At 71.1% G+C, this 24,818-nt stretch carries 24 protein-coding genes and 1 pseudogene; 18 read left to right on the top strand and 7 right to left on the bottom strand.

The features are described 5' to 3' along the window. Positions 1-9: 9 nt before the first annotated feature. The 7 genes and pseudogenes from E7742_RS14820 (at position 10) to E7742_RS23240 (ending at position 5,919) form a co-directional block, all read left to right on the top strand. Positions 10-1,104, top strand: a complete 1,095-nt coding sequence (locus E7742_RS14820) for a UDP-N-acetylmuramate dehydrogenase (RefSeq protein ID WP_137799624.1) — start codon at positions 10-12, stop codon at positions 1,102-1,104. 126 nt (positions 1,105-1,230) lie between these two features. After that, complete coding sequence (locus E7742_RS14815) at positions 1,231-2,376, top strand: L,D-transpeptidase (RefSeq protein WP_175420626.1); 1,146 nt, start codon at positions 1,231-1,233, stop codon at positions 2,374-2,376. Positions 2,377-2,478: 102 nt separating this feature from the next. Beyond that, positions 2,479-3,296, top strand: a pseudogene (locus E7742_RS14810) (alpha/beta fold hydrolase). An 80-nt stretch (positions 3,297-3,376) separates the two neighbouring features. Then, positions 3,377-4,159 (top strand): ESX secretion-associated protein EspG, encoded by a 783-nt coding sequence (locus E7742_RS14805; protein WP_137799622.1) that lies wholly within the window; start codon positions 3,377-3,379, stop codon positions 4,157-4,159. Positions 4,160-4,263: 104 nt separating this feature from the next. Continuing rightward, a complete protein-coding gene (locus E7742_RS14800) occupies positions 4,264-4,782 on the top strand; it encodes a YbaB/EbfC family nucleoid-associated protein (protein ID WP_137799621.1) in 519 nt (172 codons plus the stop codon). Further along, entirely contained in the window at positions 4,775-5,089 is a 315-nt protein-coding gene (locus tag E7742_RS14795) for a WXG100 family type VII secretion target (RefSeq protein WP_254699016.1), read from the top strand. The genes E7742_RS14800 and E7742_RS14795 overlap by 8 nt, the downstream gene beginning before the upstream one ends. Beyond that, the gene (locus tag E7742_RS23240) at positions 5,089-5,919 is read left to right on the top strand and encodes a WXG100-like domain-containing protein (protein WP_175420495.1); all 831 of its coding nucleotides are present in this window, start codon (positions 5,089-5,091) and stop codon (positions 5,917-5,919) included. Before E7742_RS14795 ends, E7742_RS23240 begins: the two co-directional genes overlap by 1 nt. A gap of 21 nt (positions 5,920-5,940) precedes the next feature. On the opposite strand, the gene E7742_RS14785 is transcribed toward E7742_RS23240, so the two are convergent. Beyond that, positions 5,941-6,987, bottom strand: coding sequence for a DUF2804 domain-containing protein (locus tag E7742_RS14785; RefSeq protein ID WP_137799620.1), 1,047 nt, complete (start codon positions 6,985-6,987; stop codon positions 5,941-5,943). 9 nt (positions 6,988-6,996) lie between these two features. Further along, entirely contained in the window at positions 6,997-7,746 is a 750-nt protein-coding gene (locus tag E7742_RS14780) for an SDR family NAD(P)-dependent oxidoreductase (RefSeq protein WP_137799619.1), read from the bottom strand. Positions 7,747-8,101: 355 nt separating this feature from the next. On the opposite strand from E7742_RS14780, the gene E7742_RS14775 reads away from it, so the two are divergent. Next, a complete protein-coding gene (locus E7742_RS14775) occupies positions 8,102-9,391 on the top strand; it encodes an ROK family protein (protein ID WP_137799618.1) in 1,290 nt (429 codons plus the stop codon). A 32-nt stretch (positions 9,392-9,423) separates the two neighbouring features. Here E7742_RS14775 and E7742_RS14770 read toward each other — a convergent pair whose 3' ends face one another. From E7742_RS14770 to E7742_RS14755, 4 genes are read right to left on the bottom strand one after another with little or no spacing between them, the layout of a single operon-like run. After that, the gene (locus E7742_RS14770; protein WP_137799617.1) at positions 9,424-10,677 is read right to left on the bottom strand and encodes a Tat pathway signal protein; all 1,254 of its coding nucleotides are present in this window, start codon (positions 10,675-10,677) and stop codon (positions 9,424-9,426) included. Further along, on the bottom strand, positions 10,674-11,987 hold the full coding sequence (locus E7742_RS14765; protein ID WP_137799616.1) for a lipase family protein: 1,314 nt from the start codon (positions 11,985-11,987) through the stop codon (positions 10,674-10,676). Before E7742_RS14765 ends, E7742_RS14770 begins: the two co-directional genes overlap by 4 nt. 18 nt (positions 11,988-12,005) lie before the next feature. Then, positions 12,006-13,025 carry a tocopherol cyclase family protein gene (locus E7742_RS14760; RefSeq protein ID WP_137799615.1) on the bottom strand — a complete coding sequence of 340 codons (1,020 nt, stop codon included), beginning with the start codon at positions 13,023-13,025 and terminating at the stop codon, positions 12,006-12,008. 53 nt (positions 13,026-13,078) lie between these two features. Continuing rightward, positions 13,079-13,852, bottom strand: a complete 774-nt coding sequence (locus tag E7742_RS14755; protein ID WP_137799614.1) for a PIG-L family deacetylase — start codon at positions 13,850-13,852, stop codon at positions 13,079-13,081. A 123-nt stretch (positions 13,853-13,975) separates the two neighbouring features. Here E7742_RS14755 and E7742_RS14750 point away from each other — a divergent pair, with 123 nt between their 5' ends. From E7742_RS14750 to E7742_RS14715, 8 genes are all read left to right on the top strand, one after another. Next, complete coding sequence (locus E7742_RS14750) at positions 13,976-15,181, top strand: MFS transporter (protein WP_137799613.1); 1,206 nt, start codon at positions 13,976-13,978, stop codon at positions 15,179-15,181. Between the two features lie 4 nt (positions 15,182-15,185). Further along, positions 15,186-16,067, top strand: a complete 882-nt coding sequence (locus E7742_RS14745) for an alpha/beta fold hydrolase (protein WP_137799612.1) — start codon at positions 15,186-15,188, stop codon at positions 16,065-16,067. Position 16,068: 1 nt separating this feature from the next. Next, the gene (gene mshA, locus E7742_RS14740; protein ID WP_175420494.1) at positions 16,069-17,430 is read left to right on the top strand and encodes a D-inositol-3-phosphate glycosyltransferase; all 1,362 of its coding nucleotides are present in this window, start codon (positions 16,069-16,071) and stop codon (positions 17,428-17,430) included. Further along, on the top strand, positions 17,427-17,963 hold the full coding sequence (locus tag E7742_RS14735) for a YbjN domain-containing protein (RefSeq protein ID WP_137799610.1): 537 nt from the start codon (positions 17,427-17,429) through the stop codon (positions 17,961-17,963). The genes mshA and E7742_RS14735 overlap by 4 nt, the downstream gene beginning before the upstream one ends. Positions 17,964-18,368: 405 nt before the next feature. Then, on the top strand, positions 18,369-18,698 hold the full coding sequence (locus tag E7742_RS14730) for a transglycosylase family protein (RefSeq protein WP_137799609.1): 330 nt from the start codon (positions 18,369-18,371) through the stop codon (positions 18,696-18,698). Positions 18,699-18,931: 233 nt separating this feature from the next. Next, the gene (locus tag E7742_RS14725) at positions 18,932-19,678 is read left to right on the top strand and encodes a phosphoglyceromutase (protein ID WP_137799608.1); all 747 of its coding nucleotides are present in this window, start codon (positions 18,932-18,934) and stop codon (positions 19,676-19,678) included. 271 nt (positions 19,679-19,949) lie between these two features. Then, the gene (locus E7742_RS14720; protein ID WP_137799607.1) at positions 19,950-21,155 is read left to right on the top strand and encodes a sensor histidine kinase; all 1,206 of its coding nucleotides are present in this window, start codon (positions 19,950-19,952) and stop codon (positions 21,153-21,155) included. Between the two features lie 31 nt (positions 21,156-21,186). Next, positions 21,187-21,876 (top strand): response regulator transcription factor, encoded by a 690-nt coding sequence (locus E7742_RS14715; protein WP_137799606.1) that lies wholly within the window; start codon positions 21,187-21,189, stop codon positions 21,874-21,876. A gap of 61 nt (positions 21,877-21,937) precedes the next feature. Here the strand turns inward: E7742_RS14715 and E7742_RS14710 are convergent, their stop codons facing one another. Beyond that, positions 21,938-22,759, bottom strand: coding sequence for a hypothetical protein (locus tag E7742_RS14710; RefSeq protein ID WP_137799605.1), 822 nt, complete (start codon positions 22,757-22,759; stop codon positions 21,938-21,940). Between the two features lie 33 nt (positions 22,760-22,792). On the opposite strand from E7742_RS14710, the gene E7742_RS14705 reads away from it, so the two are divergent. Further along, positions 22,793-23,746, top strand: coding sequence for a Ppx/GppA phosphatase family protein (locus E7742_RS14705; RefSeq protein WP_137799604.1), 954 nt, complete (start codon positions 22,793-22,795; stop codon positions 23,744-23,746). After that, complete coding sequence (locus tag E7742_RS14700; RefSeq protein WP_137799603.1) at positions 23,743-24,792, top strand: hypothetical protein; 1,050 nt, start codon at positions 23,743-23,745, stop codon at positions 24,790-24,792. The genes E7742_RS14705 and E7742_RS14700 overlap by 4 nt, the downstream gene beginning before the upstream one ends. The last annotated feature ends 26 nt before the right edge of the window (positions 24,793-24,818 follow it).

Genomic DNA, 24,818 nt, shown 5'->3' with positions numbered 1-24,818 from the left:
CGTTTCCCCGTGTTGGATCCACTCATCCGGGGCCGCCTCGAACAAGCCGGCGCGCAGTTGTCCGAGCGTGTGCGGCTCGCGAGCCTGACCACGTTGCGGCTCGGGGGGCCCGCGGCCGTGCTGGCCGAGTGCCCGTCCACCTCCACCCTCGTCGACGTGGTCCGGGCGCTCGACGACGCCCGCGTCCCGACGCTGATCCTCGGCGGCGGTTCCAACCTGGTGATCTCCGACGACGGCTTCGACGGCGTGGTCGTCCGGGTTGCCGATGCCGCGGTCGAACTCGGTGCCGACACGGTGCTGGCCCAGGCCGGTGCGGTGTGGGACGACGTCGTCGCCGAGACGGTCGCCGCCGGCCTGGGCGGCCTCGAGTGCCTGTCCGGGATCCCCGGTTCGACGGGCGCGACGCCCGTGCAGAACGTCGGCGCGTACGGCGTCGAGGTGGGATCGCTGCTGCGCCGGGTGCAACTGCTCGACCGCACCAGCGGCGAGGTGTGCTGGGTGGAGCCGTCCGCGCTCGGGCTCGGCTACCGGACCAGTGTCCTCAAGCACCGCGACGACGCGCTGGTCCTCGCGGTGGAGATGGAGGTGCGGCCCGACGGTACGAGCGCGCCGCTCGGATACCGCGAGCTCGCGTCCGCGCTCGGAGCGCAGGAAGGTGAGCGCCGCCCCACCGGCGAGGTCCGCGACACCGTCCTGCGGTTGCGTCGCGGCAAGGGCATGGTGCTCGACACGGGCGACCACGACACGTGGAGCGCCGGCTCGTTCTTCACCAATCCGGTGATTCCCGACGTGAGCCTGCCCACCGTGCTCGACGCGATTCGGGCGAAGGTCGGTGCGGACGTGCGGATCCCGCAGTTCCCCGGCGACACCGGGACCAAGCTGTCGGCGGGATGGCTCATCGAACGCGCCGGATTCGGCAAGGGCTTCCCGGGTGCCGAGTCCCGGGTTCGCCTGTCCACCAAGCACACCCTGGCGCTGACGAATCGGGGCGAGGCGCGGACGAGCGACCTGGTGGAACTCGCGCGCACGGTGCGTGACGGCGTCGAGCACGCCTTCGGGGTGCGGCTCGTGCCGGAGCCGGTGACGGTGGGTTGCACGATCTGAGCGGCCCGAGATCGTTCCCCGATCGTGCCCCTATCGTCTCTGTGTGACGAAAGCCACTGCCGCACTGCGAGTACCGTGGTTTTCGTGCGTGAACTGGGGATTCGGGTGAATCGGACGCGGCTACTGATGGTGGTGGCCGCGTTGTTGGGAACGGCCCTGCTGGCGGGGTGCACCATCCCGACCGGGGGAGCGGAGAACGAGGATCCGGCGGCCGCCGGGCCCGTCGCCCAGGTGGTTCAGAGCCCCGCGCCGGAAGCCCGCGACGTCAACCCCGTCGAACCGGTGTCGGTACGGGTGACCCAGGGCACCCTCGAGAACGTCACCCTCACCAATGCCGCGGGCCGGGCGGTCCAGGGTGCCCTCACGCCGGACCGGACCGCCTTCACGGTCACCGAACCGCTGGGCTACGACGCGAAGTACACGTGGGCGGGCAGCGCGCTCGGCACCGACGGCAAGACCGTTCCGGTGGCCGGCAGTTTCACCACGCTCGACCCCGACACGCAGACATCGGTCCGCACCAACGTCGGTGACGGCCAGGTGGTGGGCGTCGCCGCACCGATCATCCTGCAGTTCGACGGTCCGGTCGCCGACAAGGCGGCCGTCGAGAAGGCCCTGCACATCACCACCGATCCGCCGACGGTCGGCTCGTGGGCGTGGCTCCCCGACGACAACGGCGCCCGCGTGCACTGGCGGCCGCAGAACTACTGGGTGCCCGGCACCGCCGTCCACGTGAACGCCGACCTGTACGGCGTCGACTTCGGTGACGGTGCGTACGGCGCCGGCGACGTTTCGCTGAACTTCACGATCGGGCGGAGCCAGATCGTCAAGGCCGATGCCCCGAGTCACCGGATGCAGGTGGTGCGCGACGGCGTCACGGTCATGGACATCCCGGTCAGCTACGGCGAAGGCAACGAGAACCGCAACGTCACCCGCAGCGGCATCCACGTCGTGTCCGAAAAGCACGAGGACTTCCTGATGTCGAATCCGCCGTACTACGAGAACGTGCGCGAACGGTGGGCCGTCCGCATCTCCAACAACGGCGAGTTCATCCACGCGAACCCCGCGACCGTGGGCGTGCAGGGCGCGTCGAACGTGACGAACGGCTGCATCAACCTGTCGCTGTCGGATGCCGAAGAGTACTTCGGCATCGCGATGTACGGAGACCCGGTGGAGGTCACCGGCACTCGGATCGATCTGTCGGCGGCGGACGGCGACCTCTACGACTGGGCCGTCGACTGGCCCTCGTGGACGTCGATGTCGGCGCTGGTGTGAGTCTCGACTGAGGCACAGCTGAGTCTCGGCCGCCCCGAACGGAACTGACGGGTGCGACCTGCGTGGGAATATCCGGGTACTTCCCACACGAGGAGATCCGCCATGAAAATGCGCAGGATTCGGACCTTGACGGCGATGTGCGTACTGGCCCTCGCGCGGTGCTGACGGTGGGGGTGTCCGTGTCCCCGGCCGCCGCAAACCCGGTGCCCACGATCGTGCTCGTGCACGGCGCGTTCGCCGACACCACCAGCTGGGACTCTGTCGCCGCCGAACTTCGCGGCCGCGGTCACGACGTGGTCGTGCCGTCGAACCCGGTGCGCGGACCCGGCTACGACTCGGCTGCGATCGAGAAGGCGCTCGCCGACATCCCGGGGCCGGTGCTGCTGGTCGGGCACTCGTACGGCGGTGTCGTCATCACGAACACCCATGCCCCCAATGTGGTCGGCATGGTGTACGTCGCCGCCTTCGTCCCCGATCAGGGCGAGCCCGCGCAGGCGGCGCTCAACCCGATCACGTTCCCCGGCAGCCAGCTGCTGCCGCCGGTGCTGCAAGTAGGGGTGGTCGACGACCCGACCACCCCGATCGGTAAGAACCTCGACGGCTACATCGCCGCGGACAGCTTCCACGAGGCGTTCTGTCAGGACGTCTCCGACGTCACGGCCGCCGACATGCTCGCCCATCAGCGGTCCATAGCGTTGGCAGCGAACCTCGAACCGACACAGGACCCGTCCTGGCGAAACCTGCCGACCTGGGCCGTCATCCCCGACCAGGACCGTGTCATCCCGCCCGCGTCCGAACGTTTCATGGCGGAACGGGCAGGCGCACAGATCACCGAGATCCCGGGGGCCTCGCACGCAGTGCTGGTGTCGCAACCGGGGCGGGTGGCGGACGCCATCACCGCCGCGGCCACGCAGGTCTGAGCAGTCGAGCCTTCGCGACGGACGCCGGCACGATTGCCGGTCGACGGAACCGAACGCGGCCCGGCTGCGTCTATCCCTGCGTGGCTGAGTATTCGACGCGTGGTTCGGTAGCCGGGGATCGATGGCGGTTCACCGGCCTCGAGTTCCAGGTCCTGTGGCGGCACCTCGGGCTCGATCGTCTGCCCTACCCGCTGCGCTACCGGCCGGCCGCCGAGACGCAGGACGAACTGGACCGTCGCCGGCGTGAGGCCGCGACGTCGGCGCTCGCACGCGTCACCGACACGCTGTACCTGCAGCTCGCGGTACTCGCCGAACCGACGGTACGTGTCGAGGTCTTCGGTTTCACGGGAGCACAGCGCACGCCGGTCCGCATGCACGCCGGGATCGGCGGCGGCCGCGGGGTGCTCGCCGTGCAGGTCCCGGGCCCGGACACCGACACCGGCGGCGACGTCGTGCTGCACGCTGCCGGCGCGTCCCGGATCCCGGACGCGATCGCGGCGGCCCTGCCCGCCGTGCCGCCGGGAGCGATGGCGCCGCTGCGCTTTCGCCGGTCCGATCTCCAGGCCGGGCGGGGCACCGTGCTGGCGCCCGCCGGGGCGACCGGAATCCGGCACGATGCGCTCGCGCTGCTGAAACGGCCGCGGACCGGGCTGGGGGAGATCACCGCGTTCGCGGGCGCCGCGTACGACAGCCGGCCGACGGACGACGGGGTCGCGCTGCACTGGATGGACTACGCCGACGACGGCCGCTACACCTTCCGCGAGGCCACCGACATCGCCGTGACACCGGCCTCGGAGACGCAGTTGGCAGCGGACATCCGGCAGCTGGTGGCGCTCGTCGCGGCCCGGGACCCGGCACGCTGACCGCGGCCCGACCGGTCCGGGACCGGACCCGCTCCGGATCGAACGGAACCGAACCGGGCCCACCGGCGTCTACTCCGGTGAAGGGGAAACACGGGAGGGGAGCGATGACCGACACCGGGACTCGAGAGGACGCGCGTCGGCAACTGCGGCGCGGCAACGCCACGCTGCAGGCGCAGGTGGACACACTGCTCGACGGGCTGCGGACCCAGACCGAGGCACTCGCGGCGGCGCAGGGGGCCGTCGCCGGTACCACGGCGCAGGCCGAATCCGCGGACGGTCTGGTCCGGGTCACCGTCGATGCCGCGGGGGCGGTGACGTCGGTCGAGGTGGACGCGTCCGCATTCGGGCGGACCACGCCGGCACGGCTGGCGGAGGCGTTCACCGCGGCCGCGCGGACCGCCACGGCGGAGGTCCGGGCCCGGGTCGCGGAGATCCTGGCACCGGTCACCGCACTGTCCGCCGACCTGCCGGACCTTCCCGACTTCGTCCCCGGCGCACCGTCGCTGCGGAACCTGGTCCCGACGGAGGCGACCGAGTTCACGCCGCCGGACCGCCAGGATCCGGACACCGACGACCTGCACGACTGGCGCGCCCCGATTCTGCGGGAGGCGCACCGTGGGTGACGAGATGCGGATCGACCCGGATCGGGTGGCGGGCGCGGCGCCGGCGTTCGACGAACTGTCCGGCCGGGTCGCCGCCGCGCTGTCGGCCCTCGAGGGCGCCCTGGCCGCGGAGGGGGACTGCTGGGGAAGTGACTCTCCCGGAACGGCATTCGCCGCGCAGTACGTGCCCGGACGGGACGCCGCCACTCCCGCGGTCCGTGGGCTCGCCGACACGCTCGCGGCCATCGCCGCCGGGCTCCGTGACACCGCGGCCGCGTTCGAACGTGCCGACACCGGGTTCGCCGGAACGCTCGGGGGAGGCAGCTGATGGGGATCCAGTTGCCGGGGTGGCTGCGCTCGGTGTCGTCGGTCGCCCTCGGGCAGGACTGGCCGGAGTGTGACGAGACGTCCCTGCGGCGCGTCGCCGACGCGTGGGAACTGGCCGCCGTCCAGGTCGACCGCGCCGGCGCCGATGCCGAGCGGGCGATCGCTCCCGCGCTCGACGCGATCGCCGGTGTCGTGAACGAGGCCATCGCCGGCCGGTGGGAGAACGTCTCGGCGTCCACCGATGAACTAGTTGCCGTCTGCCGTGGACTTGCCGACGAGTGCGACACGGCGGCAACAGATGTCGAGCACGCGAAGCTGTCCATCATCACGGCCCTGGCGCTGCTCGCCGGCGAGATCGCGACCCTGATGGCGGCTGCCGTGGCCACCGGAGGCGTCGCGGGAGCGGGTATCCCCGCCGCGGAGGCGGCGACGCAGGTCGCGGTCCGGATCATCCTGCGTGACCTGGTCCTGAAGCTCGGAGCGAACGTCGGGCGGAGTGTCCTCGAGGACGGCGCGATCTCGAGCGCTCTGCAGGTCTTCCAGATGGCCGAGGGTAACCGGGCCGGATTCGACTGGGCCACACTGGGAAAGGACGTGTACGGGTCCGCGGTGGCGTCGTCCACGTCGTTCGGGCTCTCGACACTGCCGGTGGCCCGGGCCGTGGCGGGAGATCTCGGCGCCGCGGTGGGCCAGGAGTTCGGAGACGAGGCGGTCGGCCTGGTGACCGGGGCGGTCGGCGGACGGCTGGGCGAGGACGCCAAGGGTGCGCTCTCGCCGGCACCGGCCGGCGACCGGAAGCCCGACGGAACGAGCTCACTGAACATGAACTGACCGAGCGGGAGAGCGCCGCCCTCACCAGCGGTTGCGGACCTCCTCGGCGAACCCGAGAAGGTCGACGACCTCCAGCCGGCGACCGTCGTCGAGGACCACGTGCCCGGTGAACCGCCCGAACACCTGGTGCTGGATCGATCGCAGAACCTTCAGATCCACCGCGGCCGCCCGGTCGAGGATCGGCTCGAACGTCATCTCGAATCGGCCGTCGTTGCTGGTGAATTTCCACGGGGCGCCGTCGTAGGTGCCCTCGGGGAGGTGGAACGTCACGCGGTCGAGCTTGTGCGCGATGCCGTCGACGAACACCATGTTCTCGCTCGCCGCGGACGTGTCCCCGAATCCGTAGCCGATGTTGAAGCCGAAGGGGCGGCCGCCGACGACGCCCGACGCAGACCCCCAGTACCAGAGGTTGTCGTAGGTCCACACGCCCCGGCCCCAGTCGAACACTCCGAAGGCGCTGTCCGGTGAGAACTCGAAAGTCTCTGTACCGACGGTGATCTCGCCGGCCGCGGCCAGACAGTTGATCTTCTGGTTGTAGTAGAAGGCTATGGGCGCGTCGGGAAAGGGGGTGGCGATCACCATGCGGGCGGGAGCGGAGCCTGCGGAGTGACCCGAGGTGGCGGGCTGGGTGAGTCGCAGGTCGCCGCGCAGGCCGCGGCCGCCGTCGAAGCCCGGGTGGTCGATCGACAGCAGGCGTTCGCCGCCGCGATGCCGGAATGCGATCCGCATCTTCCGGTGCTCGACGACGACGTCGCCGGTGTCGGCGCTGGGCGGCAGCGCCATGCGCCCCATCGGGAAGGGCAGCATCACGTTCTCGGTGCATTCCCGGCGGGCGCCGAGATCGAGCCACGAGACGCCGAGCAGGCCCATGTAGCCGTTGTCGGCGACCGTCAGCGCGAGCCCGTGGTCGGGGGTGAGGACGCAGTAGTAGTCCCACTCCTTGATCCGCCACGACGGGGCCGCGACGGCCGCACGGTCGTAGCGGCGGACCTCCGCGTCGGACCATCCGGCCTCGGCGAGGCGGCCGTGGGCGTCGAGCAGTTCTCCCGGTTGCAAGCGGTGCTGCATGACGCGAGGTTAACCGGTGGTCCGGTGGAAACGTCCGGTATCGGCCTGGTCGCGGGGCTTGACGATGATCTGGTCCAGATTGACGTGCGGCGGGCGCGATGCGACGAATCCGACGATCTCGGCGATGTCCTGCGCCACGAGCGGGGTGATGCCCTCGTACACCTTCGCGGCCCGCTCCTCGTCGCCCTCGAAACGTACGAGCGAGAACTCGGTCTCCACCGCTCCGGGTGCGATCTCGGTGAGCCGCACGGGTTGACCCAGCAGCTCTCCGCGCAGCGTGCGGTGCAGCACGGCCTGCGCGTGCTTGGCCGACGTGTAGCCGGCCCCGTTGTCGTACGCGGTGAACGCGGCCACCGACGTGACGGTCACGATCAGGCCGTCACCGGAGGCGATGAGCTTGGGCAGCAACGCCTTCGTCATGCGCAGCGTGCCCAGGACGTTGGTCTCCCACATCCAGCGCCAGTCGTCGAGGTCGGCCTCGGCCACCGGTGCGAGACCCTTGGCGCCGCCGGCGTTGTTGACGAGCACGTCGACGCGGGGCAGGACGGCGCAGAACGCGTCCACCGAGTCCTCGTCGGTCACGTCCAGTTCCAGGGCGGTCCCGCCGATCTCGGCGGCGATGGCCTCGAGACGGTCGACGCGCCGGGCGCCGAGGACGACGTGGAAACCCTGCTGGGCCAGGGTGCGGGCGGTGGCCTCGCCGATGCCGGAGCTGGCTCCGGTGACGACGGCGACGCGGGTGTCCGGTGACAGGCTCATGCCCCGATCGTAGTGCCGCCGTCCGGACGTCACCGGTACCCGCCCGGCCGCGTCCGGGGGAACGGGTGGGACGACCGGGCCGGCGGATGCTACCTTGATCGGCATGTCGTCCGGCGCCACCTCCGCCCCGCGGGTCACCTACGTGACCGCCGCGCTGGGCTCACGGCTGCCGCACCCGCGGGAACTCTGTTGTCCCTGCCGTATCTCTCGCCGCTGATCCAGCGCTGCACGCACTCTCCGTCACGCTGATCGTCCGACGTCCCGTCGGTTCCGGTCGGTAGTGATCGCCCGTCGGCAGCGCGTCCCCCGACCGCGTCGACAGCCGTCCCAGCCGGGACGAGGCAAGGACACCGCCATGCTCACGACCCTCCCGCACGCCGCCCGCACCAGACCCGGGACCGCCCGCCCCGCCACTGCCCGACCGGCGCGGTCCGCGTCCCGCCCCCGGATCGTTCCTCCCGTTCTCGCGATCTCCGACAGCCCGGCGGCCGCGGTGTTCCGCGCCGCGGCCGCCGGCGGCCCGATCTACCGCGACGACGCGACCCGCGCGTCGGGTGCCAGTGTCGCCACCGTCAACCGGCACGTGACCGCGATGCTGTCGGCGGGTCTGCTGCGTGAGCGCCCCGATCTGGCGGCGTCCGGCGCGATCGGGCGTCCTCGCATCCCGTTCGAGGTGAACCATGAGCCGTACCTGACCATCGGTATCCACATCGGTGCCGTCGTCACCAGCGTGGTCGCGTCCGACCTGCGCGGACGGATCCTCGGGGCGGCGGAGATCTCCACGCCGCAGGGCGCTTCCGACGCCGCGCTGGCGACGATCGCGGCCAGTGCCCGCAGCTTCGTGGCGCGGTGGCACCGGCGGCGGCCGCTGTGGGTGGGTGTCGCACTGGGCGGCCGTGTCGATCCTGAGACGGGTGTGGTCGATCACGCCCGGCTGGGGTGGACGGAGGCCCGGGTCGGTGAGGTCGTCGGTGCCGGCTTCGGTCTGCCGGTTTCGGTGGCCGCGCACGTCGAGGCGATGGCCGCGTCGGAGTTGCTGCTCACCCCGCAGCGCGCGGACAATGCCGAGGCCCGGGGGAGCGGCCTGTACTTCTACGCGCGTGAAACCGTCGGTCTGGCAGTCTCTCTGGACGGCAAGGTGCACACTCCCACGGCCGGGCCCGGTTCCGTCGCGCATCTGCCCACCGACTCCGGGGTGCGGTGCGACTGCGGTGCGGTCGGCTGCCTCGAGACCGCGGTGAGCGATCGGGGCGTACTGCTGGAGGCGCAGCGGGTCGGGGTGCTGCCGGCCGACGGCGCCGTCCCTCCGATCGCCGCGCTGTACCGGGAGGCGCGCGCGGGATCGAGTGCGGCGCAGCAGATCCTCGCCGACCGTGCGCAGCGTCTGGGCCGCGCCGTCGCGATGCTGCGCGACCTGTTCAACCCGGACCGGGTGACGCTCGGCGGGCAGGCGTTCACCGACTATCCCGAGGCCGTTCCGCAGGTGTCGCAGGCCCTGTCCCGGGCGTCCCGGGTCGGCAGCGCCGACGTGCGCATCACGGGATTCGGCGGACGCGTCCAGGAGCACGCGGGCGCGGTGGTCTCGCTCAGCTCGCTGTACGCGAATCCGCTGGCGGCCATGCGAAAGGCGACCGTGCGGGTGTGAGCCCGCACGGTCGCCCCGGGGTTCGGTCCCGTTCAGGCGTATCGGGGCTGCAGGGTGCGGGCCATCGACGTGAGCATCTGCGGCAGCCGGGACAACGCCCGCTGGTCGTCGATCTGCTGCGGCATCGGTTTCGACAACGTGGCCCGCCACAATTCCGGTCGGGTCTCCTTCAGCGCCAGGTACTTCGGCACCATCTGTTCGGTGATGTACTGCCAGCGGGCGTCGCGATCGGACCAGTTGAACGCGGGCAGCGGGGTCTGCAGCCGCCACTGCGGGCCGGCGGCGTCCGTGCCGGTGAGATGCCCGGCGGTGAGCACCAGCGGATTCGCCTCGCGCGGTGGGACGACGCCGGGGATCGCCGGATCGGCGGCCACCGTGCTCAGATACGTGAGTGCGCGGCCCACCGCCCCGCGGTAGTTCCGCGCGGAGTCCCACTGGTCGCCGATGGACCGGTACTGCTCGCGGTGGAGCAGATCCAGGTTGCCGGCGACCACCTTGTCGCGCTCGCCGGTCGCGAGGTTCTGCCACGCTCGGTACGCGGCCTCGTCGACGAGTCCCGCGTCGCGGTATTCGTCGATCGCGGTCATCCCGCCCGCCAGGAACGCCTCGTGCTGCGGGATCAGGTCCATGAAGATGTGCTTGCTCATCGCGATCACCTGCGTCTGGAAGTGCGCGACGTCCTCGGCGGTGATGACCGCGCCGACCGCGAGCACCGCTCGCAGGTCGTCGGGCAGGTGGGAGGTCGCCGGAGCGGCCGCCGCGTCCAGCGTGCCGACGATCGCGGCGATCGCGTCCCGGGCCGCGCGCACGTCGAGCACCACCCGCCCCAGATCGACGTCCATGATCCCGGCCGCGAACGACGGGCCCGCCATTCCGCCCTGCCCGGTCCACAGGAAGTTCGGGTTCTCGAGCTGCAGACGCTCGTAGTAGGCGAACGTGTTCGCCAAGTTGTGCTGGTTGGCCGCCAGGCCCAGATTCGGGTCCCACGCGTTCAGGTCCAGTCCCGCCTTGCGGGTGGCCGTGGTGAGCCAGAACTGTTGCAGCAGAGCCCGGTACCGCGTCGGTTCGACGCCTCGCGAGCGCGCCCGATCGAGCAGATCACGCAGTTCGTCCGGGTTCGTCGACAACGACGGCTCGACGCCGCCGTTCGCCTCGCCGTTCTCGTTCACCAGCGGCGCGTCGAGGTAGCGGTCGAGCGTCGCGTCCAGCGCGGGGTCCGCGGCGGCGATCGTGGTGGGCACCAGTAGGAGTGCGGCGGCGAGTGCGCCGGTGAGCAGTCTTCTCATCGCGCGCTCTCCTCGAACTTGCCGACGAACCAGTCGACGTTCTGCATGCCGAGCAACTCCGTGCCCACCCGGTACGGGTCGGTCAGGACGTCGCTCACGCCGCAGTGGCTCGGCTCGACGGTGACGTCGGTGCCGCCCGCGCGGTACGCCGCGATCAGGGTCTCGACGTCGGTGTAGGGCACCAGGAAGTCGTCGCGGCAGGAGGTGATCAACACCGGGGCCTGCGGGGCCTGCCGGCCCATCCGGTTCTCGGCGTACGCCCGCGCGAAGGCGGGATTGTCCGCGGGACGGCCGTTCACGTACAGCGCCGACAGCGGCACGAACGGCATGTACAGGTAGGTCTGCTGGCACGTGCGGTTGAAGACGTCCGCGATCTGCTTGCCGAGCGGCGTCAGTTCCGCGTCCAGATCGATCTCGGGGTACCGCGCGGCGTATCCGAGCGAGTTCGCGAACACGAAACCCGCACCGATCCCGCCGTCGGCCTTGCGTTCGAAGGTGGCGCTGTCGACCACCATCGCCTGCAGCACGGTACCGACCACGTTGAGGTCCGGCGCATACGTGGCCTGCTTCTCGGCGGCGAATCCGGCGGCCACACCGCCACCGGCGATGCCGTAGATGCCGATCGGGGTGTCGGGGGCGAAACCGCCGTCGGGCAGCGCGAGCGCGGCGCGCAGACCGTCCAGCGTTGCGGCACCGGAGAACTGGCCGATCGAGAAGCCGTTCGGGGCCGAATCCCCGTCGTTCGCGGTGTCGCTCATCATCACCGCCCAGCCGTTGCCGAACATCTGTGCCACCGGCCCCAGCGCGGAGAACAGCGACGGGTCGTCCTGGTCGGTGCCGGTCCATTGGGCGCTCGGCATACAGCCGGGACCGAGACTGTCGTTGGCCTCGGAGTAGCCGATCAGCTTGCGGTCTCCGGGCGCGGTGCCGTCCTCGGGGATCATCAGGATGCCCGTGCTCACCACCCGGGAACCGTCGAAGTCCGTTGTGACGTACATCAGTTGGTGCGCGCGCACGTGTGCCGGCTGGACGCCGTACACCTGGATGGTCACCGGTCGTGCCTTCAGCAGCGTGCCCGGAGCGAGGTCGGCGACCGGGGGCGCCTGGAACCACGGGTCGGCAGCGGGGTGCCGGGGCGCCCACTGCTCGGGCGGCGCGATTCGGCCGTCCCGGAACGTGCTGAGCACGAACGGTCCGAACACGTCGTTGATGTCGACGGTGGCCGGTGCCGCCGCCGCGGTCGCTGTACCGACCAGCAGCACCGCCGCGGCCGCCGCGGCGACCGCAAATGTCGATCGAAGCCTATGCAAGGATCCCCCCTCGAATGTTCAGTTCTGATCGTCTCCGAGGAGCGTTGCGCGCCGCCGGAGTTCGGTGTGCGCCCGAGAGATCCCACCCCACTCGAGCCCCGCCAGATGGGATTCACCCGACAGCACACACCGGCCATTGTGACGCACCGTCACAGACAACCGGCCACCGAGGTGTTCCAACGCGCCGGGAACGTTGCGCCGCTCGGCGGGCAGCGGCACCGGCAGGACGTGCGCGTCGCCGGGTTCGGCCGCCCCCTCCAGTTCCACCGTCCAGCGCCGACTGCCACCGGTCAGCCGCCAGGACCGGTCGGTCACCCGGGCCCGCACCGGGGACACCACCGGGTTCCCCACCCGGATGACGGTGCCGTCCGGCAGCGCCACGACCACCGCGGTCACCTCGGTCCGCAGCGGGCCGGCCGTCACCACCCCGCCGGCGAACGCGACGCACACCCGGGGGTCGTCGAACCCCTGCGCCTGACCCCACCACCACGCGTCGGGGAATCCGCCTCGGCCCCAGTTCTTCTCGCCGTACACCTGCGCGCCGTCGAGGTCCCATCGTTCGCCGTCCACCTCGGCCCAGCCGACCGCGCGCCCGCCGAGGAGCCACGGGTGCCAGTACTGGTTGAGCGCGGGCACGGTATGGAAGATGCTCGATCCGCCCAGCCGTCGCCGCGGCCACGGCACCGGGTCGACGATGCGCACGTCCAGCCGCGCGTCCGGTCCCAGGTCGACCTGCAGACGATCCGCGGTGCCCCGGAAGGCGTCGCCCGCGAACGCACCCAGACGCACTGGGTCGGCGCGTGCCACCGGATACGCTGCGGTGCGCAGGGATCCGCCGGGATGGGCACCGAGACCGAGCGTGGCCCAGGTGCCGTCCGCGGCGCGGTTGATCCCGGCGAGCGCGATCAGCACCCGGCCGGTGTCGCGCCGGGTGAACCGCCAGAAGTAACCCTCCATCGCGACGTCGTGCGCCGCGAGCAGGTTGCCGTACGGGACGTCGGCGCCCATCCGGCGGTAACGCGCGAGAAGCCCGGCCATGCGCCGATGCTAGGCACCCGGACGGGGAATCCGCAGGCAGTTGACGGTTTCCGTTACAGCGGGAGTGCGGTCTCCGCGAATCCGGCCGGGGCGCCGCGGCGGCGGAACCACTCCTGGCCGAACGCGGCCCGCAACTGCTCGTCGGGCATCTGCAGGAACGGGCCGAAGTCGCCGATCTGCGTCTCGTGCGCGAGCATCGCGGCGCGTTTGGCGCCGAGGGCGGCCGTGACGTCGACGACCGTGGTGATCTCGGACTCCGGCAGCCCGAAGGTCTCGAGGTCGGGCGGCTGGGCATCCGCGGTCCAGTCGGGGTCGGCCTGCATCAGTCGCCGGATGTGATCGCGGCTGACTGCGGCCTCGTACACGTGCGGCACGTTCGCGAGCTCGGCCGCACGGACACCGACGTGGTGGACCTGCACGTGGTCGGGGTGACCGTAGCCGCCGTTGGGGTCGTAGATCGTCAGCACGTCCGCGGACTCCTCGGCGAGGATCTCGGCGAGGCGGGCGGCCGCGGCATCGACGTCCACGTTGCAGAACGCGGCGGGGTTCGCGTTGGCCGCCGTGCCCGCCATGCCGGAGTCGGCGTAGTGCAGCATCACCACGCGGTGCGCACCGAGCGCACTCGTCGACGCCTCGAGTTCACGGCGCCGCCGCTGCGCCAGCGTCTCCCCGTCGTCGAGCAGTCCGTCCGGGACCTCGCCCAGCGCCCCGTCGGTGGCGGTGACCACGACCACCCGGTGCCCGGCGTCGGCCGCCTGCCGCATCACCCCGCCGGTCACGAACACCTCGTCGTCGGGGTGGGCGTGGAAGCAGACCAGAACGCTCATGCGGTGAATGCTCGCACGGCCGCGGGCGGGTCGGGGCGCGGGTGCGAAACTTGTATCGACAACAGGTCACGGACGGCGGCATCGGCGGCTCGTCGACGATGCGGCAGGAGAGACACACCGGCGATGATCGGCACCTACCGGGAGATCTTCTCCGCTCCGGGCGCTGCGGCGTTCTCCGCGGCCGGCTTCGTGGCCCGGCTGCCGATCGCGATGGTCGGCATCGGGATCGTGACGATGCTGTCGCAGCTGCGCGGTGACTACGGTGTGGCGGGTGCGCTGTCGGCGGTGTTCGCGCTCGCCTACGCCGCGATCACGCCACTGGTCTCGCGGGCCGTCGACCGCTTCGGGCAGCGGACGGTGCTGCCGGCCGCGTCGGTGGTCAGTGCGTGCGCGCTCGCCGCGATGCTGCTGTGCGTCCGGCTCGAGGTGCCCGACGTCGTGCTGTTCCTGCTGGCGGTGCCGGCCGGGTGCATGCCCACGATCGGTGCGATGGTGCGTGCCCGCTGGACCGAGGTGTACCGCGGGCAGCCGCAGCTGCGGACCGCGTTCGCGTTCGAGTCGGTCCTCGACGAGGTCTGCTTCGTCGCCGGACCGGTGATCTCGGTGGGTCTGTCGGTGTCGGTCTTCCCCGAGGCCGGACCGCTGCTGGCATTGATCCTGCTGGTCGTGGGCACGTTCGCGTTGGTCGCGCAGCGCGGCACCGAGCCGGCGGTACGCGAGCGCGGCACGCACGGCGGCGGCGCGGTGGTCCGCAACCCGGCGGTGTGGGTGCTGGTGGCGGTGATGCTGGCGATGGGCACCATCTTCGGCACGATCGACGTCACGAGCATCGCCTTCGCCACCGAGCGGGGCGTGCCGGCCGCCGCGACGATCGGTCTTGCGCTGTTCGCGGGGGCGTCCGCGATCGCCGGTGCGGTGTTCGGTGCGCTGCGCCCGGCCGCGGCGCTGCGTCGCCAGCTCGTGCTGGCCACCGCGGCGGTCGCGGTGCTGGTGTGGCCGCTGCTGCTGGTGGGATCGATCCCGGTCCTCACGGCGGCGCTCGCGGTCGCGGGAATCTCGGTGGCGCCCACGCTGATCGTCGCGACGACGCTCGTGGAGTCGGTGGTCCCGCACGAGAAGCTGACCGAGGGCATCACGTGGACGGTGACCGGCCTGGGAGTCGGCGTGGCCGTCGGGTCGGCGCTCGCGGGACGGATGATCGACGAGTTCGGCACCCGCGCGGGGTTCGCGGTGGCGGTGACCGCGGGCGTGCTGGCGCTCGTCGTCGCCGGTGGCGCGTACGCCGCGCACCGGCTGCGCGGCAGCGGTCCACCGCGCCCCCTAGGGTGACCCCATGGCCATTCGAGAAACCGTCAGCGCCGACGGCACCCGCCTCGTCTACCGAACGTTCGGTGCCGAGCAGGCGCGGCCGCTCGTACTGATCCACGGGTGGGCGCAGTCGTCGCGGTGCTGGGGCGACGACGTGCTCGCCGCGCTGGCCGAAGACCACCGCGTCATCGCCGTGGACCTGCGCGGTCACGGCTACTCGGACGTGCCGGCCGCCGGGTACGACGATCCGGCGAACTGGGCGGCCGACGTGCACGCGGTGCTCACGGCCGAGGCGGTGACCGCCGGCGCGGTGCTGCTGGGCTGGTCCTACGGCGGCCTGGTGATCTGCGACTACCTCGCGGCGCACGGCACGTCCGCGATCGACGGGGTGGTCCTCGTCGGCGCGATCACGAGCATCGGCCGCGGCCAGGCCGGCGGCCGGGTCGGCGCGGCGATGAAGGCGGCGATCCCGGCCGCGATGGCCGACGATCCCGCCACCGCCCTCGCGGCCCTGGCGTCCTTCGGATCCGCGCTCACCGGACCGCTCGACGGCACGGCCGGCGCCGGCACCCGGTCGCAGGCGCTGCTCGGGGCCGGTCTCTCGACCCCGCCGCACGTGCGAGCGGGCCTGTTCGCCCGGACGGCCGGTCACGACGACCTGCTGCGCGCACTCGACGTTCCGGTGTGCGTGATCCACGGCACCGCGGACGCCGTCGTCGACGTCTCGGCCGGGGAGCACGCGGCCGCGCTGGTCCCGAGGTCCACCGCGTCGTACTGGGAAGGGTGCGGGCACGGCCCGTTCGTGGAGGATCCGGCGCGGTTCGTCGCCGAGGTCCGCGCCTTCGCGGCCGACCCCGGCGGGGGTGTCCCGCTCGCCGACGACTCCGCGGCCGCAATTACCCGCTGACATGACGACAGGGCAGTATGGACGCGTGACGCCCAAGCACACGACGCCCGGACGGGTCGCCGTTCTCTCCGTACACACGTCGCCGCTGGCCCAGCCGGGTACCGGCGACGCGGGCGGCATGAACGTGTACGTGCTCCAGACCGCGATCCAGCTCGCGCGCCGCGGCGTCGAGGTCGACATCTTCACCCGCGCGACGTCGTCGGCGGACCCGGTGGTGCAGGAGGCCGCGCCGGGTGTGCGGGTCCGCAACGTCGCGGCCGGCCCCTACGAGGGCCTGGACAAGCACGAGTTGCCGACGCAGCTGTGTGCCTTCGCCGCCGGCGTCCTGCGCGAGGAGGTCCGGCACGAGGCCGGTTACTACGACCTCGTGCACTCGCACTACTGGCTCTCCGGGCAGGTCGGTTGGCTGGCCCGCGACCGGTGGGGGGTGCCGCTGGTGCACACCGCGCACACCCTCGCCGCCGTGAAGAACGCCTCGCTCGCGGACGGGGACACCCCGGAGCCGGCGGCCCGCCAGATCGGGGAGCAGCAGGTGGTCGCGGAGGCCGACCGGCTCACTGCGAACACCGCCGACGAGGCCGCGCAGTTGACGTCGATCTACGGGGCGTCGCCGGACAAGGTGGACGTGGTCGCTCCGGGTGCCGATCTCTCCCGCTACCGGCCGGGGGACCGGCACGCGGCGCGCCGGACGCTGGGGCTCGACCCCGGCGAGACCGTCGTGACGTTCGTCGGGCGGATCCAGCCGCTCAAGGCCCCCGACGTCCTGCTCCGGGCGGCGGCCGAGGTGATCGCCCGCGAACCCGGGCTGCCGCTGCGGGTCCTGGTGGTCGGCGGTCCCTCCGGCACCGGCCTCGAACGCCCCGATTCGCTCATCGAACTCGCGGGCACGCTGGGAATCGACGCGCGGGTGACGTTCCTGCCGCCGCAACCGCCCGACCGGCTCGCCGACGTCTACCGGGCATCCGATCTCGTTGCGGTGCCGAGTTATTCGGAATCGTTCGGGTTGGTGGCGATCGAGGCGCAGGCGTGCGGGACACCGGTCATCGCCGCCGACGTCGGCGGTCTCGGCGTCGCGGTGCAGGACGGGCGGACCGGTCTGCTGGTCCAGGGACACCGCATCGACGACTGGGCGGCCGCGCTGCACTCGCTCGTGTCGGCGCCGGACCGGTTGGACGAACTGGCCGCACGGGCGCCGCGGCACGCCGAGAACTTCTCGTGGGAACACACCGCGGATGGACTGCTCGCGAGCTATCGGGCGGCCACGGTGAAGTACCAGCGGGTGACGGGTGAAGGCGGCGAATTCGCGCCGCGCAGGTCGCGAGGGCTGTGGAAGCTCCGTAGGACGAGTGGGGTGAGGGCATGAGTGAACGGATCGCCGACGTCATCGATGCGGCACTGAAGGAACGCGAACTCGAGTACACCCGGCCGCGGGAGAACCAGTTCGTCGTCGAACTGCCCGGCGAGCACAAGCTCAAGACCACGACACTGCTCACCATCGGGAACCACGGGGTGCGCGTCGAGGCGTTCGTGTGCCGCAAGCCCGACGAGAACTTCGAGGGCGTCTACAAGTACCTGCTGCGCCGCAACCGTCGGCTGTACGGCGTGCACTACACGATCGACAAGATCGGCGACATCTACCTGGTCGGACGGATCTCCTCGCACGCCGTGACCGGTGAGGAACTCGACCGCGTGCTCGGACAGGTGCTCGAGGCCGCCGACGGCGACTTCAACGTGCTGCTCGAACTCGGCTTCGCGTCGTCGATCCGGCGGGAGTGGGCGTGGCGGGTCTCACGCGGCGAGTCGCTCGCGAACCTGCAGCCGTTCAAGCACCTCGTCGACGACGGCGACGCCGATTCCGACGGCCCCGCGGCGGGCGGTCACCCGTCGTCGCACTGACGTCACGCGGCCGTTTCCGGCCGTTGCACAAGCGAGATTTCGTGACCCGGCGCACCCTTCACGCGTGATCCGAACCACATAACAGCTATGCAACGACGTGCTGTCGCGCGTCCGATTCCTGCGGGCTGAACTGGCACTTTTACCTGCTCATGGCCATTTTCGTGTACGGCCGTCTCGAAATATCGACCCGTGACCTTTCCGTGATTCGCTCCTACGGTTGTAACCAGCCCGAGACACAAGAGCTCGGGAGCACGCCAGGTAAGACCCCGACCCGCCGCTGATCTGCCCCGCGGGTTCGGACCGGAGACCTACGAGGGGCAGGGCGAGAGCCAGAGCAGCCCGGATCGACATTCCCCGTCGTCCGCGGCCGGCCTCGCCGGCAACACGGAGAGGACCCATCCCACCATGGCCAAGTTCAACATCAAGCGCACCATCGGTACCGTCGCCGCCACCGCCGCCCTCGTCGCCGCGCCCGTCGCGATGAGCACCGGCACCGCCAACGCCGCGTCCGGCAACTGGGACGCCGTCGCGCAGTGCGAGAGCAGCGGCAACTGGGCCGCCAACACCGGCAACGGCTTCTACGGCGGTCTGCAGTTCACCGCCAGCACGTGGCAGTCCTTCGGCGGCTCGGGCCTGGCCCACCAGAACTCCCGCGAGGAGCAGATCCGCGTGGCCGAGAACGTGCTGGCCGGACAGGGCCGCGGTGCATGGCCGGTCTGCGGTCAGTACCTCTGAGACTGACCGGTCCGAGATGACGGCAGGGCTGGGCTGAGCCCCCGTCTGACAGCTGAAGGGACCCTTCGGGCGCTGCGAGCGCACGGAGGGTCCCTTCAGCTGTACCGGGGGGGTGTCGGGCAGCACCCCGCCCACCGCGGCGGGGCGGAGGAATCGGTGGCGCCCGAGCCCGCGGGGCGGTGGAACCAGCGGCTCACGGAGGCCGTCCCGGGCCGTCATGCCAGGATTGGGGTATGAGTACCGGAACACTTGTGCTGCTCCGCCACGGCGAGAGCGAATGGAACGCGCTGAACCTGTTCACCGGCTGGGTGGATGTGCACCTCACCGACAAGGGCATGGCCGAGGGCAAGCGTGCCGGTGAACTGCTCGCCGAGCACAACCTGCTCCCGGACGTGCTCTACACGTCGCTGCTGCGCCGTGCGATCAGCACCGCGAACCTCGCGCTGGACGCGTGCGACCGGCACTGGATCCCCGTCGTGCGCGACTGGCGCCTCAACGAGCGCCACTACGGCGCGCTGCAGGGCAAGAACAAGGCCCAGACCAAGGCCGAGTTCGGTGAGGACCAGTTCATGCTGTGGCGTCGCAGCTACGACACCCCGCCGCCGCCCATCGAGGCCGGCAGCGAGTACAGCCAGGACCAGGACGCGCGCTACGCCGATCTGCCCGAGGTGCCGCTGACCGAGTGCCTGCTCGACGTCGTCGAGCGTCTCGTCCCGTACTGGGAGGAGACCATCTCGGCCGACCTGAAGGCGGGCAAGACCGTGCTGGTCACCGCGCACGGCAACTCGCTCCGCGCACTGGTCAAGCACCTCGACGGCATCTCCGACGAGGACATCGCGGGCCTGAACATCCCCACCGGCATCCCGCTGCGGTACGACCTGGACGAGAACCTGAAGCCGCTCAACCCGGGTGGCACGTACCTCGACCCCGAGGCCGCCGCGGCCGGCGCCGCCGCCGTCGCGAACCAGGGCGCCAAGTAGGTCCTGCGCATCGGTCCCCGGCCCGGGCCCCGAGCCCGGCCTCCCACCCCGCGTTTTGCGCGCTTGTCGCGACAACGGCCCCCACGGGCCCGCGTCGAGTGCGCCAAACGCGGGGTTTTCTGCGTCCGGAGCGCGACACGTGCGCGAAACGCGCCCGGGGTGGCGAACAAACGGTGAACAAGCGGAAAACGCCAGCTCTCGGGCTTGTGACGTGCGAGAAAACCGTCACACCCGCCTTCGGGGTCGGGTTCGTCGAACGTACGATTCTCGTGTGACTGTTGTTCAGGCCGTGATGCTGGCCGTCGTGACCGCGATCATCGGTTGCGTCGTCGGCGGCGTCGCGGTCCCCCGATTGACGGCCCGGCACGCCCGGCGCCAGCGGGCGCAGGCGGGACTGACGCTGTCGCAGGTCCTCGACGTCATCGTCCGCACCTCCGACAGCGGCATCGCCGTCGTCGACAAGTTCAACGACGTGGTGCTGGCTAACCCGCGCGCCGAGGAACTGGGGCTGGTCCGCAACCGCATGATCGACGACCGCGCGTGGGTCGCGGCCACCGAGGTGTTCGAGTCGGGCGGCCCCGTCGAGGTCGACCTCACGCGGCGGGCCGCGCAGCGCGGCCGCGACCGGATCGCCGTCCGCGGGGTCGCGCGGCTGCTGACCGAGGAGGACCGGCGCTTCGTCGTCGTGTTCGCCGACGACGACTCCGAGCAGGTCCGCATGGAGGCCACCCGCCGCGACTTCGTCGCCAACGTCAGTCACGAACTCAAGACCCCGGTGGGTGCGATGGGGCTGCTGGCGGAGGCGCTGCTCGAGTCCGCCGACGATCCCGACTCCGTCCGCTACTTCGGCCAGCGCGTGCTGAGCGAATCGGCCCGCCTGGGCAACATGGTCACCGAACTCATCGCACTGTCGCGGCTGCAGGGCGCCGAGAAGCTGCCCGACCTCGAGGTGGTCGACGTGGACGACGTCGTGGCCGAGGCGTTGCGCCGGTCCACGGTCGCCGCCGAGGCCGCCGAGATCACCGTCCACACCGACGCCCCGAGCGGGCTCGAGGTGATGGGCGACCGCACGCTGCTGGTGACCGCGCTGTCGAATCTCGTCGAGAACGCGATCGCCTACTCGCCCAAGGGGTCCCCGGTGTCGGTGAGCCGCTCGGTGCGCGGCGACAACGTCGCGATCGCGGTCACCGACCGCGGGATCGGCATCGCGAAGGAAGACCAGGAGCGGGTGTTCGAGCGCTTCTTCCGCGTCGACAAGGCCCGCTCCCGCGCCACCGGCGGCACCGGTCTGGGGCTGGCGATCGTCAAGCACGTCGCCGCCAACCACAACGGTTCCATCGACCTGTGGAGCCGGCCGGGCACCGGGTCCACCTTCACGCTGCAGATTCCCGGCCACTTCGAGCCCGGATACTCGGACGCGGCCGCGGCCCCCGAGGCCCACGAACCCACAATGATCGAGAAGAGGGCCGCGTCGTGAGACGACGCGGCACGAGCCTGGAGGGCAACCGTTGACGAGTGTGCTGATCGTGGAGGACGAGGAATCGCTGGCCGACCCGCTCGCGTTCCTGCTCCGCAAGGAGGGGTTCGAGACCACCGTGGTCGGTGACGGCCCGTCCGCGCTGGCCGAGTTCGAGCGCTCCGGCGCCGACATCGTGCTGCTCGACGTCATGCTGCCCGGCATGAGCGGCACCGACGTGTGCAAGCAGCTGCGGGCGAAGTCGTCGGTGCCGGTCATCATGGTCACCGCACGCGACAGCGAGATCGACAAGGTCGTGGGGCTCGAACTGGGTGCCGACGACTACGTCACCAAGCCGTACTCGGCCCGCGAGTTGATCGCCCGGATCCGGGCCGTGCTGCGCCGCGGCGCCGAGGCCGAGGCGGACGGCGGGACCGAGGACGGCGTCCTCGCGGCCGGACCGGTGCGGATGGACGTCGAACGGCACCTGGTGCACGTGGGCGGGGAGCCGGTGTCGTTGCCGCTCAAGGAATTCGATCTGCTCGAGTACCTGCTGCGCAACTCCGGACGCGTCCTCACCCGCGGTCAGCTCATCGACCGGGTGTGGGGCGCCGACTACGTGGGCGACACCAAGACCCTCGACGTCCACGTCAAGCGGCTGCGCGCCAAGATCGAGGCCGACCCCGGCAAGCCGCAGCACCTGGTCACCGTGCGCGGCCTCGGGTACAAGCTCGAGGAGTGAGCGACCGGATGTCACCCGCGCCCGACCGGACGCAGGCGGCATCCGGCCACCCGCGAGGCGATCAGTCCAGGTGGTTCTTCGCCTGGGCGGCGGTGGTCGCCGGGTGCACCGCGATGAGGCCGAGCCCCTGACGGCGCCGGCACAGGGACGCGAGTTCCTCGTACGCGGCCTTCCCGAGCAGCTCGGTGAGCTCGGGGGCGTAGGACTGCCACACCGGCCGGGTGCCGACGTGCGCGTCCGGTGAGCCGGAGCAGTACCAGGCCAGGTCCTCGCCGCCCTCGCCCCAGCCGCGACGGTCGTACTCGGTGATCGTCGTCTCGAGGATCTGTTCGCCGTCGGGGCGGTCCACCCACTCCTGGGTGCGGCGGATGGGCAGCTGCCAGCACACGTCGGGCTTGACCTCGAGCGGCTCGATGCCCTTGCGCAGCGCCATCTTGTGCAGCGCGCAGCCGATACCGCCCGCGAACCCGGGACGGTTGAGGAAGATGCACGCCCCCTTGTATCTGCGCGTCCGCAGTGCCGGCTCGTCCTCGAGATCGTCCTCCTCGACGTATCCCTTCTTGCCCAGACCCTTCTCCATGAACTGCCAGTCTTCGGGTGTGAGCATCTTCACGGACGCGTCGAGCTTCTCGCGGTCCTCGTCGTCGGAGAGGAACGCGCCGTGCGAACAGCAGCCGTCGTCGGGGCGTCCGGCGACCGTGCCCTGGCAGGCGGGCGAACCGAACACGCAGGTCCAGCGCGAAAGCAGCCACGTCATGTCGGCTTTGATCGTGTGTTCGGGGTTCTCCGGGTCCACGAACTGGACCCACTCGCGCGGGAAATCGAGATCCACTTCCGGGGCGGGCACGATCTTGTGTGAGCCTCCGGTGCTGCCTGCTGTCACAGTGCCCGACGGTAGACCCAGTACCGTAACCCTGTGCGCCTAGGGGTACTCGACGTCGGAAGCAACACCGTCCACCTGCTCGTGGTGGACGCACATCGTGGTGGGCACCCCACCCCAATGAGTTCGTCGAAAGCCGCACTGCGGCTTGCCGAGAACACCGACGAACGCGGAGACATCACTGTTTACGGTGCAGACCGGTTGGTCGCGACCGTGCGGGACTTCGCCGGTATCGCGCAGTCGTCGCGCTGCGGCGAACTCATGGCCTTCGCGACCTCCGCGGTGCGCGACGCCAACAACTCCGAGGCCGTCCTGGCCCGCGTCCGCGCCGAGACCGGCGTCAACCTCGAGGTGCTGTCCGGGGTGGACGAGGCCCGGCTGACGTTTCTGGCGGTGCGCCGCTGGTACGGCTGGAGCGCCGGACGCATCCTCAACCTCGACATCGGCGGCGGCTCGCTCGAGCTCACGTGCGGCGGGGACGAGGACCCGGACGTCGCGTTCTCGCTGCAGCTCGGTGCCGGCCGCCTGACGCGCGACTGGCTGCAGGAGGACCCGCCCGGCAAGCGCCGCATCGCCGTCCTGCGGGACTGGCTCGACGCCGAGCTCGCCGTCCCGGCCAAGGAACTGCGCGCCGCCGGCGACGCGGACCTGCGTGTCGGCACGTCCAAGACCTTCCGCTCGCTCGCCCGCCTGACCGGCGCGGCCCCTTCCGGTGCAGGTCCGCGCGTCAAGCGCACCCTCACCGCCAGCGGGCTGCGGCAGCTGATCGCCTTCATTTCACGGATGACGACGTCGGACCGTGCAGAATTGGAGGGCGTGAGCTCCGACCGCTCCCAGCAGATTGTGGCCGGGGCTCTCGTCGCGGAGGCCAGCATGCGCGCGCTGGGGATCGACACGCTCGAGATTTGCCCGTGGGCACTGCGTGAAGGTCTGATTCTTCGCAAGCTCGATACGGACATGGGTGGAGAACTGGTGGTGAGCGCTCGATGACTGAGCCCGAAGGTGACAGCCAAGCAATCTCGGTTGCGGAGCTGTTGGCCCGCAACGGCCAGCGAGTAGGTGCCGGTGGTGGTGGCCGGCGTCGTCGTGGCATCAAGGGCGGCATCTCCGTCGCCGAACTGACCGGCGAGTTCCCGGCGGTCCGGAGCGGGCGCGCCGCGGCGGCCGACGACGCCGACGAGCAGGACGCTCCCGCGGAGAAGGCGCCGGCCGAGCAGGACACTGTTGTCGAGCAGACGGCCGCGGACGAGAAGAAGGCCGCGGACGAGAAGAAGACCGCGGACGACAAGGCTGCGGCTGAGCAGAAGGCCGCCGACGACAAGGCTGCGGCGGACAAGGCTGCGGCGGACAAGGCCGCCGAGGCGCGGAAGTCGGCCGAGGCGAAGAAGGCTGCGGACGAGAAGGCGGCGGCAGCGCGCAAGGCCGCCGAACAGAAGGCCGCCGAACAGAAGGCCGATCAACAAAAGGCCGACCAGCAGAAGGCCGACCAGCAGAAGGCCGAAGAGCGGAAGGCGCAGGCCGACACGCCCACCGTCGCCGCGACGGCCGTGACCGCGGTGATCTCGGCGCCGACCGGTCCCACTGCGGAAACCACCGTCATCCCGCAGGTGCCGGCGCTGGCGCACAGCGGAGAACCCGAGCCGAAACTGCTGGCCGGACAGACCGTCGCGGGCGACCTCCTGCGTCAGGGCGGTGACACCTCCGGTCCGCAAGCGCTCCGACAGGACGCCGTCGACGCGGACGACGACCTCGTCGACCCGGAACCCGAGTCCGGCAACGGCAAGCAGTGGGCCGTTCTTCTCGGTCAGGGCGCGGTGGCGCTGGTCGCCGGCGCGCTGATGTTCAAGGGTTTCGAGAAGCTGTGGGACATGCTGCCGATGGTCGGCCTCGTGCTGGCGGTCCTCGTGATCGTCGGGCTCGTCGCGATGGTGCGGATCCTGCGCCGCACCGACGACATCGCCAGCCTGGTCATCGCCGTCGTCGCGGGCGTGTTCGTCACGCTCGGTCCGCTGGCCTTCCTGCTCAGCACGAGCTGACCGGGCGCGGGGAAGAGGAAGGGCGC

The organism is Rhodococcus sp. SGAir0479 (assembly GCF_005484805.1).
GTDB lineage: Bacteria > Actinomycetota > Actinomycetes > Mycobacteriales > Mycobacteriaceae > Prescottella.
This window is presented reverse-complemented; position numbering and strand designations above follow the sequence as displayed.

What these genes read in the sequence shown, in the direction of transcription:
- E7742_RS14815 (WP_175420626.1), top strand. Translation starts at nt 1,231, where the DNA reads ATGGTGGTGGCCGCGTTGTTGGGAACGGCCCTGCTGGCGGGGTGCACC.
- E7742_RS14800 (WP_137799621.1), top strand. Translation starts at nt 4,264, where the DNA reads ATGACCGACACCGGGACTCGAGAGGACGCGCGTCGGCAACTGCGGCGC.
- E7742_RS23240 (WP_175420495.1), top strand. Translation starts at nt 5,089, where the DNA reads ATGGGGATCCAGTTGCCGGGGTGGCTGCGCTCGGTGTCGTCGGTCGCC.
- E7742_RS14785 (WP_137799620.1), bottom strand. Translation starts at nt 6,987, where the DNA reads ATGCAGCACCGCTTGCAACCGGGAGAACTGCTCGACGCCCACGGCCGC.
- E7742_RS14780 (WP_137799619.1), bottom strand. Translation starts at nt 7,746, where the DNA reads ATGAGCCTGTCACCGGACACCCGCGTCGCCGTCGTCACCGGAGCCAGC.
- E7742_RS14775 (WP_137799618.1), top strand. Translation starts at nt 8,102, where the DNA reads ATGCTCACGACCCTCCCGCACGCCGCCCGCACCAGACCCGGGACCGCC.
- E7742_RS14770 (WP_137799617.1), bottom strand. Translation starts at nt 10,677, where the DNA reads ATGAGAAGACTGCTCACCGGCGCACTCGCCGCCGCACTCCTACTGGTG.
- E7742_RS14760 (WP_137799615.1), bottom strand. Translation starts at nt 13,025, where the DNA reads ATGGCCGGGCTTCTCGCGCGTTACCGCCGGATGGGCGCCGACGTCCCG.
- E7742_RS14755 (WP_137799614.1), bottom strand. Translation starts at nt 13,852, where the DNA reads ATGAGCGTTCTGGTCTGCTTCCACGCCCACCCCGACGACGAGGTGTTC.
- E7742_RS14750 (WP_137799613.1), top strand. Translation starts at nt 13,976, where the DNA reads ATGATCGGCACCTACCGGGAGATCTTCTCCGCTCCGGGCGCTGCGGCG.
- E7742_RS14745 (WP_137799612.1), top strand. Translation starts at nt 15,186, where the DNA reads ATGGCCATTCGAGAAACCGTCAGCGCCGACGGCACCCGCCTCGTCTAC.
- mshA (WP_175420494.1), top strand. Translation starts at nt 16,069, where the DNA reads ATGACGACAGGGCAGTATGGACGCGTGACGCCCAAGCACACGACGCCC.
- E7742_RS14735 (WP_137799610.1), top strand. Translation starts at nt 17,427, where the DNA reads ATGAGTGAACGGATCGCCGACGTCATCGATGCGGCACTGAAGGAACGC.
- E7742_RS14730 (WP_137799609.1), top strand. Translation starts at nt 18,369, where the DNA reads ATGGCCAAGTTCAACATCAAGCGCACCATCGGTACCGTCGCCGCCACC.
- E7742_RS14725 (WP_137799608.1), top strand. Translation starts at nt 18,932, where the DNA reads ATGAGTACCGGAACACTTGTGCTGCTCCGCCACGGCGAGAGCGAATGG.
- E7742_RS14700 (WP_137799603.1), top strand. Translation starts at nt 23,743, where the DNA reads ATGACTGAGCCCGAAGGTGACAGCCAAGCAATCTCGGTTGCGGAGCTG.